13 protein-coding genes and 2 riboswitches are annotated in these 13871 nt (G+C 69.2%); of the genes, 9 read left to right on the top strand and 4 right to left on the bottom strand.

Annotation, left to right across the window (positions count from 1 at the left end; genetic code table 11):
* From ACZ7L6_RS31755 to gcvT, 3 genes are all read right to left on the bottom strand, one after another.
* Window positions 1-476 (bottom strand): PLP-dependent aminotransferase family protein (locus tag ACZ7L6_RS31755; RefSeq protein WP_471929875.1); only part of this gene is annotated, 476 nt, incomplete at its 3' end.
* Between the two features lie 16 nt (window positions 477-492).
* Window positions 493-870, bottom strand: coding sequence for a glycine cleavage system protein GcvH (gene gcvH / locus ACZ7L6_RS31760; protein WP_433048050.1), 378 nt, complete (start codon window positions 868-870; stop codon window positions 493-495).
* A 143-nt stretch (window positions 871-1013) separates the two neighbouring features.
* Window positions 1014-2141: a glycine cleavage system aminomethyltransferase GcvT gene (gcvT, locus tag ACZ7L6_RS31765; RefSeq protein WP_471929877.1), complete on the bottom strand. Its 1128-nt coding sequence runs from the start codon at window positions 2139-2141 to the stop codon at window positions 1014-1016.
* 38 nt (window positions 2142-2179) lie between these two features.
* Window positions 2180-2287, bottom strand: a riboswitch (glycine riboswitch).
* Between the two features lie 23 nt (window positions 2288-2310).
* Window positions 2311-2409: riboswitch (glycine riboswitch) on the bottom strand.
* A 169-nt stretch (window positions 2410-2578) separates the two neighbouring features.
* On the opposite strand from gcvT, the gene ACZ7L6_RS31770 reads away from it, so the two are divergent.
* From ACZ7L6_RS31770 to ACZ7L6_RS31810, 9 genes are all read left to right on the top strand, one after another.
* Window positions 2579-3253 (top strand): AAA family ATPase, encoded by a 675-nt coding sequence (locus ACZ7L6_RS31770; RefSeq protein ID WP_471929879.1) that lies wholly within the window; start codon window positions 2579-2581, stop codon window positions 3251-3253.
* A gap of 112 nt (window positions 3254-3365) precedes the next feature.
* Complete coding sequence (locus ACZ7L6_RS31775) at window positions 3366-4157, top strand: enhanced serine sensitivity protein SseB (protein WP_471929881.1); 792 nt, start codon at window positions 3366-3368, stop codon at window positions 4155-4157.
* Between the two features lie 175 nt (window positions 4158-4332).
* Complete coding sequence (locus ACZ7L6_RS31780; RefSeq protein WP_471929883.1) at window positions 4333-5133, top strand: enhanced serine sensitivity protein SseB C-terminal domain-containing protein; 801 nt, start codon at window positions 4333-4335, stop codon at window positions 5131-5133.
* 381 nt (window positions 5134-5514) lie between these two features.
* The gene (locus ACZ7L6_RS31785; RefSeq protein WP_471929885.1) at window positions 5515-6522 is read left to right on the top strand and encodes an ABC transporter permease; all 1008 of its coding nucleotides are present in this window, start codon (window positions 5515-5517) and stop codon (window positions 6520-6522) included.
* A 67-nt stretch (window positions 6523-6589) separates the two neighbouring features.
* Window positions 6590-8380 (top strand): ABC transporter substrate-binding protein, encoded by a 1791-nt coding sequence (locus ACZ7L6_RS31790; RefSeq protein WP_471929887.1) that lies wholly within the window; start codon window positions 6590-6592, stop codon window positions 8378-8380.
* A gap of 110 nt (window positions 8381-8490) precedes the next feature.
* The gene (locus tag ACZ7L6_RS31795; protein ID WP_471929889.1) at window positions 8491-9489 is read left to right on the top strand and encodes an ABC transporter permease; all 999 of its coding nucleotides are present in this window, start codon (window positions 8491-8493) and stop codon (window positions 9487-9489) included.
* A complete protein-coding gene (locus ACZ7L6_RS31800) occupies window positions 9486-10583 on the top strand; it encodes an ABC transporter ATP-binding protein (RefSeq protein ID WP_471929891.1) in 1098 nt (365 codons plus the stop codon). The genes ACZ7L6_RS31795 and ACZ7L6_RS31800 overlap by 4 nt, the downstream gene beginning before the upstream one ends.
* Before the next feature lie 14 nt (window positions 10584-10597).
* Window positions 10598-11863: an ABC transporter ATP-binding protein gene (locus ACZ7L6_RS31805; RefSeq protein ID WP_471929893.1), complete on the top strand. Its 1266-nt coding sequence runs from the start codon at window positions 10598-10600 to the stop codon at window positions 11861-11863.
* Window positions 11864-11926: 63 nt separating this feature from the next.
* Window positions 11927-12583 (top strand): trimeric intracellular cation channel family protein, encoded by a 657-nt coding sequence (locus ACZ7L6_RS31810; protein ID WP_471929895.1) that lies wholly within the window; start codon window positions 11927-11929, stop codon window positions 12581-12583.
* On the opposite strand, the gene ACZ7L6_RS31815 is transcribed toward ACZ7L6_RS31810, so the two are convergent.
* The gene (locus ACZ7L6_RS31815; protein ID WP_471929897.1) at window positions 12492-13730 is read right to left on the bottom strand and encodes an alpha/beta hydrolase; all 1239 of its coding nucleotides are present in this window, start codon (window positions 13728-13730) and stop codon (window positions 12492-12494) included. The genes ACZ7L6_RS31810 and ACZ7L6_RS31815 overlap by 92 nt on opposite strands.
* Window positions 13731-13871 lie beyond the last annotated feature (141 nt).

A 13871-nucleotide genomic window follows, 5' to 3' on the forward strand; every position in this document is an offset into this window, starting at 1 on the left:
GCCATGTCGACCAGACCGGCGTCGTCCACGTGGTACGCGACCACGTTGAACTGCTTGCCGGAGAAGTTCAGGCGCATGCCGTGGGTGAGGTGGCCGCCGTGGGCGAGGTCCAGGCCCAGGATGGTGTCGCCGGGCTGGGCGAGGGCGAACAGGGCGGCCTGGTTGGCGGAGGCGCCGGAGTGGGGCTGGACGTTGGCGTACTCGGCGCCGAACAGCTCCTTGATCCGGTCGATGGCGATCTGCTCGGCGACGTCGACGTGCTCGCAGCCGCCGTAGTAACGGCGGCCCGGGTAGCCCTCGGCGTACTTGTTGGTCAGGACCGAACCCTGCGCCTCCATCACCGCGAGCGGCGCGAAGTTCTCGGAGGCGATCATCTCCAGGGTGGACTGCTGACGCTCCAGCTCGGCGTCGAGCGCGGCGGCGATGGCCGGGTCGAGCTCGTGCAGGGGCGCATTCAGAAGCGACTTGTCAGACATAGGGGGATACGACTCCTCAGCCGGCGGTGTGGGCGTCGTACTCGTCGGCGGAGAGCAGGTCGGCCGGCTCCTCCGTGACGCGTACCTTGAACAGCCAGCCGCCCTCGAAGGGGGCGGAGTTCACCAGCGACGGGTCGTTCGTCACGTCCTCGTTGACCTCGACGACCTCGCCGGTGACCGGGGAGTACAGGTCGGAGACGGACTTGGTCGACTCCAGCTCGCCGCAGGTGTCACCCGCGGTCACCGTCGAGCCGACCTCGGGGAGCTGGGCGTAGACGACATCGCCGAGCGCGTTGGCCGCGAACTCGGTGATGCCGACCGTCGCGACGCCGTCCTCGGCGGTCGACAGCCACTCGTGCTCCTTGCTGTAGCGCAGCTGCTGGGGGTTGCTCATGGCCTGAATTCTCCTGTACGCGCGGGAGTGGTGATGAATGGGGGACTGCTGGAAACGTGCGTGAACAGCGGAAATGTGCGCAGGGTCACGCGACGGACCGCTGCCAGTCTCTACGTCCGGCGTCGGCTTCGCCGCTTGTGGTGCTACTTCTGCCGCTTGTAGAACGGCAGCGCCACGACCTCGTACGGCTCATGGCTGCCGCGGATGTCCACGCCGACCCCGGCCGTTCCCGGCGCCGAGTGCGCCGCGTCGACGTACGCCATGGCGATCGGCTTGCCCAGCGTGGGTGAGGGCGCGCCCGAGGTGACCTCGCCGATGACCTCGGCGCCGGCGACGACCGGGTACCCGGCACGCGGGACGCGACGCCCCTCGGCGACCAGGCCGACCAGGACGCGCGGCGGGTTCTCGGAGGCGCGGGCGGCTGCCTCGGCGAGCGCCTCGCGCCCGACGAAGTCGCCCTCCTTCTCGAACTTCACCACCCGGCCGAGCCCGGCGTCGAAGGGAGTGAGGGAGGTCGACAGCTCATGCCCGTACAGCGGCATGCCCGCCTCGAGGCGCAGCGTGTCCCGGCAGGACAGCCCGCAGGGGACCAGGCCGACGCCCTCGCCCGCCTTGGTCAGCGCCTGCCACAGCTCGACCGCGTGCTCCGGCTTCACGAACAGTTCGAAGCCGTCCTCGCCGGTGTAGCCGGTGCGGGCGATGAGGGCGGGGACGCCGGCGACGGTGCCGGGCAGGCCGGCGTAGTACTTCAGGCCGTCGAGGTCGGCGTCCGTGAGGGACGCGAGGATGCCGGGGGACTGCGGACCCTGCACGGCGATCAGCGCGTACGCGTCCCGGTCGTCGCGCACCTCGGCGTCGAAGCCGGCGACCCGCTCGGTCAGGGCGTCCAGCACGACCTGGGCGTTGGAGGCGTTGGCGACGACCATGTACTCGGTCTCGGCGAGCCGGTAGACGATCAGGTCGTCGAGGATGCCGCCGTCGGCCCGGCAGATCATGGTGTAGCGGGCGCGGCCGACACCGACGGAGGCGATGTTGCCGACCAGGGCGTAGTTCAGGAAGGCGGCCGCCTGCGCGCCGGTGACAGTGATCTCACCCATGTGGGAGAGGTCGAACAGGCCGGCCTTGGTCCGCACGGCGTTGTGCTCGTCGCGCTCGGAGCCGTAGCGCAGGGGCATGTCCCAGCCGGCGAAGTCGGTCATGGTCGCGCCGAGCGAGCGATGCAGGGCATCGAGCGCGGTGTGGCGCGGTCCAGTGGGTTCGGTACTGCTCATCGGACGGTCGTCTCCCAAGGCAGGACGGGCGAGGTCGTTCCTCCCCATCTGTCATCGGAACCTGAGAGGTTCGCCACGACCGCCACGGGGACGATCACGGCTTGCACCTTGGGTGGAGCCACGCCTCTCTCTGCTGGTGGAGAGGGGGCGGCCCGCTTTTCAGATGTGCCTCGCCCGCGCGGTAACGGGGCCTGAGAGATTCAAGGGAGGGACTTGCTCCTTCGGCGCCCCAGCGCTGCACTGCTGGGGACTCTCCCGCGCGGATTCAAGCGGCCGGTATGCAGTTGGCGCGGACATCATTGCATGCCGGGCTCGTCCGTGGCAGGCCACGTCTGTAACCGGCTTGTGGCGGGAAGCGAACGAAAACACGAGAGATCCTCCATTACCTTCTCTTTACGCTCAGTGGGGATGGGGAATCCTGACCCCGGAGGAGGACGATGACGGTGAACCGCACCACGGCGTACGCCACGACCTCGGGCATCGCGCTGCCCAAGCAGCACACGGCCCCGGCCGGCGAAGCCCGCGGCACGTGCCCTGCACCCGTCGTCCGCGACCTGCGCGAGCGCTCCGGCCACAGCCCGCACGCCCTGCTCTTCGGCCCCAAGGACCTCGTCGTGGTCACCGGCCTGCCCGGCAGCGGCAAGTCCACGCTGATGGAGCGGACGGTGACGGGCATCCGCATCGACTCCCAGGACACCCGGGACCGCTGGGACGCCCGCATGCCCGGCTTCCTTCCCTACGGCGTCTACCGCCCCCTGGTACGCCTCGCGCACTATGCCGGACTGCGCCGCGCCCTGCGCTCCGGCGAGGGCGTCGTGGTGCACGACTGCGGGACCCAGGCCTGGGTGCGCGGCTGGCTGGCCCGCGCGGCCCGCCGCCGTGGCGGCACCCTCCACCTGCTGCTGCTCGACGTCACGCCGGACGCCGCTCTGGAAGGCCAGCGCGAGCGCGGCCGCGGCGTCTCCCGCTACGCCTTCCTGCGCCACCGCAGGGCGGCCGCCCGCCTGCTCGGCTCCGTGGAGAAGGGCGACCTGCCCCAGGGCTGCGGCTCGGCGGTACTGATCGACCGGTCGGCGGCGGACGTCCTGCGCCGGATCGGGTTCACGGGCTGAGCGACCCCGGGGCCTGGCCGGCCCTGGACCTGCCCCGCCCTGGACCTGCCCCGCCCCGACACCGGATAGCCTTTTGGGCCACAGACGTGGTTCACAGCAGGCGGTCAGACAGATGGACTTCCCAGCGGATCTCCCCGCGGACTTCCCGGCACAGACACACCTCCACCCGCACGGCGGCTGGCCCGGCAACGAGCTGGAGGAGGTGCTCTCGGCCTCCCTCGGCCTGCCGTCGGCGGGCGGCCGGATCATCGAGGTGCTGGGCCGCAGCTTCGTCTGGGTCCCCCTGCCCAACGGCGGCGGCCCGCACAGCGGCCCGCTGGACCTGCCCACGATGGAGATCGAGGGGCAGGCGTACGTCCCGGTCTTCAGCTCCGAGGAGCAGTTCCGCCAGGTCGTCGGCTCCCACATGTCGTACACCGTCGCCCCCGCCGTGGAGTTCGCCCGCGGCCTGCCCCCGCAGGTGGGCATCGCCGTGAACCCGGACGGCGTGGTCGGCGTCCCGCTGCCGCCGGTGGCGGTGGCCGAGCTCTGCCGCGTGGGCCGCACCCCGCTGGACGGCCTCACCTCCGGGGGCCGCGTCAAGCTCTACGAACCCGACTGGCAGGACGACCCGGTCGACTTCCTCGCGGCGGCCTCGGCCGAGTTCGCCGAAACCGGCGTCGTCGTCACGGCCCGCCGCTGCCTGGCAGCGATCGAGACGGCCGCCCCCGTGATGTTCATAGGCGTGGAACTCTCCCAGTGGGAGGGCGACCTGCGCACCGCCCCGACGGAGGCCCTGGGCCGTGCCCTGGGCAGGGTCCCGGTCCAGTGGCCGGTGAACCTGGTCTTGTTGGACGTGGCCCAGGACCCGGTGATCGAGTGGATGCGCCAGAAGGTTCGCCCCTTCTACCAGCGGGACTTCTGAGCGGCCTGAGGGGCAACGGCCCGACAGGGGCGCGGGGCTGTATCGATCTGCGGCTCCGCCGCGTGGGCGCGATCAACCACGAACGACCCGCAGCCCGCAGACCACATCAAGTCCCGAGCTCTCAACGCTTAAGCTGGTTGCGAAAACGGCTGTTTCCCGAAGGGGCGGTAAAAAGGTGAGCGCGAGCGGCACCACCTCGACCGGACAGGTCGAGCACATGCTGCGCCAGGTGACGCCGGGGCGCTACGACGCCTACGAGGCGCTTCTCCGCGCGCTCGCGACCCCGTCCTCCGGCCAGATCTGGATGCTGCTGTGGCACGGCCAGGCCGGCTCCCCGGACGCCCAGTACGGAAACATGGAGGTCGACGGCCACGGCTACGCCCCGTGCGTCACCTCCGCCCAGGAACTGTCGGCCAGCGGCTGGAACCGCAGTTACGAAGTGGTCGACGGCATCGACGTCGCCCGCACCCTCTACCCGGACCACTACGGCCTCTGGCTCAACCCGCACGCCCCGGGCGGCGGCGTCGGCATCCCCTGGCTCGACCTGCGCCGCATCGCCACCGGCCTGGACCGCCAGCCCGCCGGCCCGCTGCGCCTGTCGGAGCCCGGCATCGAGATCCCGCAGTTCTACGCCCTGCTCGCGCAGAACGCCCACCGCACCCCGGCGGTCCGCTCCCTGCGCCGGGCCTGGGTGCAGCCGGCGCTCGGTGCGCCGTATCTCGCGATCGGGCTCGACGTGTACGACACCAGCCCGCCCGCCGTGGACTCGGTGCGCTCGATGATGTCGCAGTCGATCGGCGCGGTCCCGGACGGGCTGCCCGTCTCGACCGTGGCGATGTCCGACGAGTACGACCCGGTCGCCATGTGGATGCGGGCGAGCGCCCGCCCCTTCTACGACCGCGAGGCGCACGCCGCCGCGCCGGCGCAGGCTCCGGCGGCGGGCTACGGTTACCCTCCGGCACAGGGCCGTTACTGATCATCACTGATCGCTCTCCGGCTGGCCTACTGGTCAGTCAGCACCCCGGCTGTCGCAGGCGCAGACGGCTGCCGGCTTCGCTTTCGCAGGCGAATCTCCGCGCGTAGATGGGATCGGAAGGTCCCGGTCCGCCCTCATACGCCCCAACTGATGCGCGTCCGGCGGTCGTTACCTGCTGTTCGGATAACGGAACCCCCCAGACAGCATCACGGTTGCGCATCCTTTCCTCGCCAGCTCTGGCAACAAAACGCTGAAGCGTTGAAGACTCCCGCACCAGGGGTGCTCACCCCCGTGTACGACGAATGAGTGTTACGGATTGATCACGCCGCCACCGCGGCAAGTGCGGGCCGGCTACCGCCGGTTGAGAGGGGTCCCTGCCACATGACGGCACCATTGCACGAGCCGACCGCGGAAGCGGCCCCCAGTGCGGCCGAGGAAGCGGCGGTGGCAACCACCGGCGCCAAGGCCGTACAGGGGCGTTCCCTGGGACGGATCGCCTGGGAGCGCCTGAAGCGGGACAAACTCGCCCTCACCGGCGGCGTCGTGGTGCTCGTGCTCATCGCCGTCGCCCTGCTCGCTCCGGTCATCGCCAACCTCGTGGGCCAGGACCCCGAGACGCACCACGAGGACCTGATCGACCCGCTGTTCGGCACGCCGACCGGGTCGCTCGGCGGTATCAGCGGCGATCACCTGCTGGGTGTCGAGCCGGTCAGCGGCCGCGACATCTTCGCGCGCATCGTCTACGGCGCCCGGATCTCGCTCCTCGTCGGCTTCCTGTCCGCGCTGGTCGCCGTCGTCATCGGCACCGTCCTCGGTGTCCTGGCCGGCTTCTTCGGCGGCTGGGTCGACTCGGTCATCAGCCGGGTCATGGACGGCCTGCTGGCCTTCCCGCAGCTGCTGTTCATCATCGCGCTGGTCTCGGTCATGCCGAACGAGATGCTCGGGCTGACCGGCACCGGCGTCCGCCTGTTCGTGATGATCCTGGTCATCGGCTTCTTCGGCTGGCCCTACATCGGACGCGTGGTCCGCGGCCAGACACTCTCGCTGCGCGAGCGGGAGTACGTCGAGGCGGCACGATCGCTCGGCGCCGGGCGGTTCTACATCCTGTTCAAGGAACTGCTGCCCAACCTCGTCGCACCCATCATCGTGTACACGACGATGATGATCCCCACCAACATCCTCACCGAGGCGGCACTCAGCTTCCTGGGCGTGGGCGTCAAGCCGCCCACGGCCTCCTGGGGGCAGATGCTCTCGAGCGCGATCGACTACTACGACTCGGACCCCATGTACATGGTGATCCCGGGTCTGGCGATCTTCATCACCGTTCTTGCCTTCAACCTCTTCGGCGACGGCGTGCGTGACGCGCTGGACCCGAAGGGCTCCCGCTGAACTGCCGTACGCAAGTGACCCGTGGCACCACACGGGGTCTCTCTTCAAATCCGGAGGATCCGAGATCGTGACTACCCAACGCACCTCAGGGCGGCGCAAGCAGGCCATGGCCGCTGCCGCCGTGGTCGCCGCGCTGCTGACCACGGCGGCGTGCGGCGGCGGCAACGACAACGAGGGGTCGAAGGGCGGCGCGCCGGGCTTCGACGCCGCGAACAACAAGGTTGCCCAGGCCTCCCTCGCCAAGAAGGGCGGCACGCTGAAGTTCGCCGGTGTCCAGGACGCCGACTCGTGGGACACCACGCGTGGCTACTACGGCTTCATGTGGAACTTCTCCCGCTACTACAGCCGCCAGCTCGTCACGGGCAAGGCCGAGCCCGGCAAGGCCGGCGCCGAGCTGACGCCCGACCTCGCCACCGGGCTCGCCAAGATCTCGGACGACGGCAAGACCTACACGTACACCCTGCGTGACGGGGTCACGTGGGAGGACGGCAAGCCGATCACCTCCAAGGACATCAAGTACGGCATCGAGCGCCAGTGGGCGCAGGACGTGCTGTCCGGCGGCCCGGTCTACCTGAAGGACGTGCTCGACCCCAAGGGCGAGTACCCGGGCCCGTACAAGGACAAGGCCGCGGACAAGCTGGGTCTGAAGGCGATCGAGACGCCGGACGACAAGACCATCGTCTTCAAGCTGCCGCAGGCCAACTCGGACTTCGAGGAGATGCTGGCCCTGACGTCGGCGTCCCCGGTCCGCCAGGACAAGGACACCAAGTCCAAGTACGGTCTGCACCCGTTCTCGTCCGGCCCGTACAAGTTCCAGTCGTACAACCCGGGCAAGGACCTGACCCTGGTCCGCAACACCGAGTGGAAGCAGGCCTCGGACCCGATCCGCAAGGCCTACCCGGACAAGATCACGGTCAAGTTCTTCACGAACGCCAACGACATGGACGCCCGCCTGATCGCGGGTGACTACGACCTGGACATCAACCAGACCGGTATGTCGCCGCAGGGCCGCACCACCGCCCTGAAGCAGCACAAGGCCAACCTGGACAACCCGGTCTCCGGCTACATCCGCTACGCGGTCTTCCCGCAGAGCGTGAAGCCGTTCGACAACGAGCACTGCCGCAAGGCCGTGATCTACGGCGCCGACCACGTCTCGCTGCAGAACGCGCGCGGTGGCCCCGTCGCCGGTGGCGACATCGGCACCAACATGCTGCCGCCGTCCGTCCCGGGCGCCGAGGGCCAGAAGTACGACCCGTACGAGCTCGCCGGTGCCAACAAGAAGGGCAACGTCGCCAAGGCCAAGGAAGAGCTGAAGGCCTGCGGCCAGCCGAACGGCTTCAAGACCACCATCGCCGTCCGCAACAACAAGCCGGCCGAGGTCGCCACCGCCGAGTCCCTCCAGGCCTCGCTGAAGAAGGTCGGCATCACCGTCGACATCGACCAGTACGACGGCTCGCAGAGCTCCGGCATCATCGGCAGCCCCTCGAACGTGAAGAAGAAGGGCTACGGCATCATCATCATGGGCTGGGGCCCGGACTTCCCGTCCGTCCAGGGCTACGGTCTGCCGCTGTGGAGCAGCAAGTACATCCTCGAGAGCGGCAACAACAACTACGCCCTCATCAAGGACAAGACGATCGACGGCCTGTTCAACCAGTACGTCACCACGCTGGACGACGCCGGCAAGGTCAAGATCGCCACGGAGATCAACCACAAGGTCATGGAGGGCGGCTACTACCTGCCCTTCGTCTTCGAGAAGTTCATCAACTGGCGCTCGAGCAACCTGGCCAACGTCTACACGACGGACGCGTACAGCGGTATGTACGACTTCGTCAACCTCGGCCTGAAGTCCGCGAAGTAACCCCGGCACACCCGCCGTACGGCACGAAAGGCAGGTGAAGGCCGGCGCGGCGTGACCGTGGGCCACCGGACGACCTCCGGTGGCCCGCGGTCCGCAGCGGGCCGAGATCTGTGCTCGCTTACCTGATCAGGCGGCTCTTCGCCGCCGCAGTGATGCTCGTGGTCATCGTCATGGTGGTCTTCGGCATCTTCTTCCTCGTCCCGAAGTGGGCGGGTGTCGACATCGCCACCAGCTTCGTGGGCAAGCAGGCCGACCCTGCGGCCGTCGAGGCCGTGCGGCAGAAGCTCGGTCTGAGCGAACCGATCTACGTCCAGGTCTGGGAGTTCTTCAAGGGCATCTTCGCGGGTCGCACCTACGCGGCCGGCGGTGATGTCACGGAGTGCGCCGCGCCCTGCTTCGGCTACTCGTTCCGCAGCGAGCAGGCCATCTGGCCGGTGCTGACCGATCGCTTCCCGGTGACCCTGGGGCTCGCGCTCGGTGCCGCCGTGCTGTGGCTGCTGTTCGGTGTCGCGGCGGGTGTCCTCTCCGCCCTCAAGCGGGGCACCCTGTGGGACCGCAGCGCGATGGTCGTCGCCCTCGCGGGTGTCTCCCTGCCCATCTACTTCACCGGTCTGCTCAGCCTGGCGATCTTCTCCTACGGCCTGGGCTGGATCAACGCGGAGTACGTGCCACTGGAGGAGAGCTTCACCGGCTGGCTCGGCGGCATGATCCTCCCGTGGATCACCCTCGCGTTCCTGTACGCGGCGATGTACGCCCGGATCACCCGCGCCACCATGCTGGAGATCCTCGGCGAGGACTACATCCGCACCGCCCGCGCCAAGGGCCTGCGCGAGGGCGTCGTCATCCGCAAGCACGCCATGCGCTCGACGATGACGCCCATCCTGACCATGCTGGGCATGGACCTCGGCGCCCTGATCGGCGGCGCGATCCTGACCGAGACCACGTTCAGCCTGCCCGGCCTCGGCCAGGCGGTGCTCAACGCGATCAAGAACCAGGACCTGCCCGTCATCCTGGGCGTCACCCTGATCACTTCTCTCGCGGTGCTCATCGCCAACCTCGTGGTGGACGTCCTGTACGCCGTGATCGACCCCCGAGTGAGGCTCGCATGACCGAACTGAGCAAGACCGGAGCGGCCGTGGGGGAGCCCACGGGCACCTCGCCGGCCCCGGCCTCCTTCCTGGAAGTGCGCGACCTGAAGGTGCACTTCCCGACCGACGACGGCCTGGTCAAGTCCGTCGACGGGCTCAGCTTCCAGCTGGAGAAGGGCAAGACCCTCGGCATCGTGGGCGAGTCGGGCTCCGGCAAGTCGGTGACCTCGCTCGGCATCATGGGCCTGCACACCGCCGGCCAGTACGGCAAGCGCAAGGCGCAGATCTCCGGCGAGATCTGGCTGAACGGCACCGAGCTGCTGTCCGCCGACCCGGACCACGTGCGCAAGCTGCGCGGCCGCGACATGGCGATGATCTTCCAGGACCCGCTGTCCGCGCTGCACCCGTACTACACGATCGGCCACCAGATCGTGGAGGCGTACCGCATCCACCACGACGTCGACAAGAAGACCGCGAAGCGCCGTGCGGTCGAGATGCTCGACCGGGTGGGCATCCCGCAGCCGGACAAGCGGGTCGACAGCTACCCGCACGAGTTCTCCGGCGGCATGCGCCAGCGCGCCATGATCGCGATGTCGCTGGTGAACAACCCCGAACTGCTCATCGCGGACGAGCCGACGACCGCCCTCGACGTCACCGTCCAGGCGCAGATCCTGGACCTCATCCGCGACCTGCAGACGGAGTTCGGCTCCGCGGTCATCATCATCACCCACGACCTGGGTGTCGTCGCCGAGCTGGCCGACGACATCCTGGTGATGTACGGCGGCCGCTGCGTCGAGCGCGGACCGGCCGAGAAGGTCTTCTACGAGCCCCGCCACCCCTACACCTGGGGCCTGCTCGGCTCTATGCCGCGCCTGGACCGCGAGCAGCAGGACCGCCTCATCCCGGTCAAGGGCTCCCCGCCCTCCCTCATCAACGTCCCGTCGGGCTGCGCCTTCCACCCCCGCTGCCCGTACGCGGACCTTCCTAAGGACAACGTCACCCGTACCGTCCGCCCCGACCTGGCCGAGGTCGGCAGCCGGCACTGGGCCGCCTGCCATCTGACCAAGGAGCAGCGGGAGCGTATCTGGACCGAAGAGATTGCGCCGAAGCTGTGAGCGAGGACAAAGCTGTGACCACTCCCGCGAAGAGCGACGGCACCGAGGCGGAGGCCGTCGGCGCGGCCACCCTCACCAAGGACGCCGCTCCCGGCGAGGTCCTGCTGAAGGTGACCGGGCTGCAGAAGCACTTCCCGATCAAGCAGGGCCTGTTCCAGCGGCAGGTCGGCGCGGTGCACGCGGTCGACGGCATCGACTTCGAGGTCAGGGCCGGTGAAACCCTCGGCGTGGTGGGGGAGTCGGGCTGCGGCAAGTCGACGATGGGCCGGCTGATCACCCGGCTGCTCGAACCGACCGCCGGCACCGTGGAGTTCGAGGGCAAGGACATCACGCACCTCGGCGTCAGCGGGATGCGCCCGCTGCGCCGTGACGTGCAGATGATCTTCCAGGACCCGTACTCCTCGCTGAACCCGCGCCACACCATCGGCACGATCATCGGCGCCCCCTTCCGGCTCCAGGGCGTCACGCCCGAGGGCGGCATCAAGAAGGAAGTGCAGCGGCTGCTGTCGGTGGTCGGCCTCAACCCCGAGCACTACAACCGCTACCCGCACGAGTTCTCCGGCGGTCAGCGCCAGCGCATCGGCATCGCCCGCGCGCTCGCGCTGAACCCCAAGCTCGTGGTGGCGGACGAGCCGGTCTCCGCGCTGGACGTGTCCATCCAGGCGCAGGTCGTCAACCTCCTCGACGACCTCCAGGACGAGCTGGGCCTGACGTACGTGATCATCGCGCACGACCTCTCGGTCGTCCGGCACGTCTCGGACCGGATCGCGGTGATGTACCTCGGCAAGATCGTGGAGCTCGCCGACCGCGACCTGCTCTACAAGACGCCGATGCACCCGTACACCAAGGCGCTGATGTCGGCGGTCCCGATACCGGACCCCAGGCGCAAGAACGCCAAGAGCGAGCGCATCCTGCTCAAGGGCGACGTACCCTCGCCGATCTCCCCGCCGAGCGGCTGCCGCTTCCACACCCGGTGCTGGAAGGCGACGCAGGTCTGCACGACGGTCGAGCCGCCGCTCGTCGAGCTGCGCCCCGGCCAGCGCGTCGCCTGCCACCACCCGGAGAACTTCGAGGACCAGCAGCCGCAGGACACGGTGCTGCTGACCGTGGCCAAGGAGGCGGCGGAGCTGCTCTCCGACGAGGTGCTGGCGGAGTCCGCGGAGACGTCGGCGGCGGTGGCTGCGGAGGTGACCTCCGAGGCTGCCGAGGCGACCGAGGCGGCCAGGGGGACGGCGGATTCCGAGGAACCCTCGGAGCCGTCAAAGGAAGAGGACAAGTAAGAGAACTCACGCCCCTGCCTTGCTTTGCAAGGCAGGGGCGTTTTCCTGCGCAAGAATGTCAGGGTGCTCCAGCAACTGTTCAGCCCGTCCGTCCAGCACACGCTCGACCTGATCGGCATCTTCGTCTTCGCCATCTCCGGCGCCCTGCTGGCCGTCCGCAAGAACTTCGACGTCTTCGGCATCGCCGTCCTCGCCGAGGTCACGGCCCTGGGCGGCGGGCTGTTCCGGGACGTGATCATCGGCGCCGTACCCCCGGCCGCCTTCACGGACCTGGGGTACTTCCTGACCCCGCTGCTCGCCGCGCTCCTCGTCTTCTTCCTCCACCCGCACGTGGAGCGCATCCAGACCGGCGTGAACGTCTTCGACGCGGCGGGCCTCGGCCTGTTCTGCGTCGCCGGCACGACGAAGGCGTACGACTACGGCCTGGGCCTCACCGCGTCCGCCACCCTGGGCCTCGCGACCGCCGTCGGCGGCGGTGTGCTGCGGGACGTCCTCGCCAACGAGGTGCCGTCACTGCTGCGCTGGGACCGCGACCTGTACGCGGTCCCGGCGATCGTCGGCGCCACGATGGTCGTCCTGTGCATCCACTACGACGCCCTGAACCCGCTCACCAGCGCCCTCGCGGCCGTCACGGCCTTCGTTCTGCGGCTGCTCGCGATGCGGTTCCACTGGCGAGCTCCGCGGGCCTGGAACCGGCGGTCGACGGTGCGAGAGGAGTAGTCCCCGGCGCCGTCCGGGCCCGGTGCCCGGTCCCCATCACCTCGGTCAGCCAGCGGAACGCGGGCACCACCTGAGGCTTCCACAGCGCCATGGTGTGGCCGCCCGCACTGCTCGGGATGAACACCACGTCCACGGTCGTGGGCGCCTTCGCGGCGCGCTGGAGGGCCATCGCCGCCTCGTACCCGTCATTCGGTTGCCCCGACATGTAGAGCGCGACGCGCGGCGGCACACGGGAGTCCTTCAGAAGCTCGTACGGGTTGTTCGCCGCCCGCAGGGCCGGGGACTTGCCGGCGAGTGACTGGGGTACGGCTATGGGGTCGTTGTAGCCGGACATGCTCACCGCGGCCCGGTAGCGGTCCGGGTGGGCGACGGCCAGCTTCGCCGCGCAGTGCGCGCCCGCCGAGTACCCGGCCACCGCCCAGCCGTCCGGCGCTGCCTGCGCCCGGAAGTTGTCCATGACCATCTTCGGCACGTCGATGCTGAGCCAGCTGTCGGCGTTCACCTTGCCGGGGATGTTCGCGCAGCCGGTGTCCTGGCCGGGCAGCAGTGTGGTGCGCGGCGAGACGATGATGAACGGCGCGATCTGCCCGCTGCGCATCAGCGGCGCCAGCTGCTGGGGCGCGTCCATCGTGCCGTACCACGCCTTCGAGGAGCCCGGATAGCCCGGCAGCACCTCGACGACGGGGAACTTGTGATCACGGTAGGCGGGCTCGTGGTACTGCGGCGGCAGCCAGACGTTGACCTCGGCGTGCACTCCGGACACCCGGCCCTTGAGCTGGGTGACGAGCACCCCGCCCTCCGCGCGCATGCCCGGTCCCTTGGCCGGCTTGAAGACCTGACGGACCTTGGGCAGTTTCTCCAGCGCGATCCCGCCGGTGCCGCTCGCTCCGAGGTCGGCCGCCTCCTGCACATGGTCGCTGGTGCCGAGCAGGTCCCCCCAGTTGTCGTACAGCTGGTTGGAGTTGTTGACCAGCGTGAAGACCAGGGCGACCGCCGTGCCCTGGGCGAACAGCACCATCAGCACCCTGGCGGCGGCCCGCAGGACCCTCGGCCCGCGCACCCGCGACCAGAGGACCAGTGGCAACGCGACGGCGAGGACGCACAGCGCGACGAGCGTGTAGAGGAACGCGGTCCCGGTGAGACTCATGTCCCGATAGAGGGCTTATCGCCGTCTCAGGTTTCGGACGGGTGCCGACACTTACCGAAAAGTTGCCCACATCTCAATGCGCCTTGACGCCCGTGGACGCTGCCGGGCGCATCACCGCGCACCAGCAAAGCTACCGCTTAG

This window comes from Streptomyces sp. NPDC107522 (assembly GCF_055657525.1).

Coding starts and splice junctions, on each gene's coding strand:
- gcvH (WP_433048050.1), bottom strand. CDS start 870: ATGAGCAACCCCCAGCAGCTGCGCTACAGCAAGGAGCACGAGTGGCTG.
- gcvT (WP_471929877.1), bottom strand. CDS start 2,141: ATGAGCAGTACCGAACCCACTGGACCGCGCCACACCGCGCTCGATGCC.
- ACZ7L6_RS31770 (WP_471929879.1), top strand. CDS start 2,579: ATGACGGTGAACCGCACCACGGCGTACGCCACGACCTCGGGCATCGCG.
- ACZ7L6_RS31775 (WP_471929881.1), top strand. CDS start 3,366: ATGGACTTCCCAGCGGATCTCCCCGCGGACTTCCCGGCACAGACACAC.
- ACZ7L6_RS31785 (WP_471929885.1), top strand. CDS start 5,515: ATGACGGCACCATTGCACGAGCCGACCGCGGAAGCGGCCCCCAGTGCG.
- ACZ7L6_RS31800 (WP_471929891.1), top strand. CDS start 9,486: ATGACCGAACTGAGCAAGACCGGAGCGGCCGTGGGGGAGCCCACGGGC.
- ACZ7L6_RS31815 (WP_471929897.1), bottom strand. CDS start 13,730: ATGAGTCTCACCGGGACCGCGTTCCTCTACACGCTCGTCGCGCTGTGC.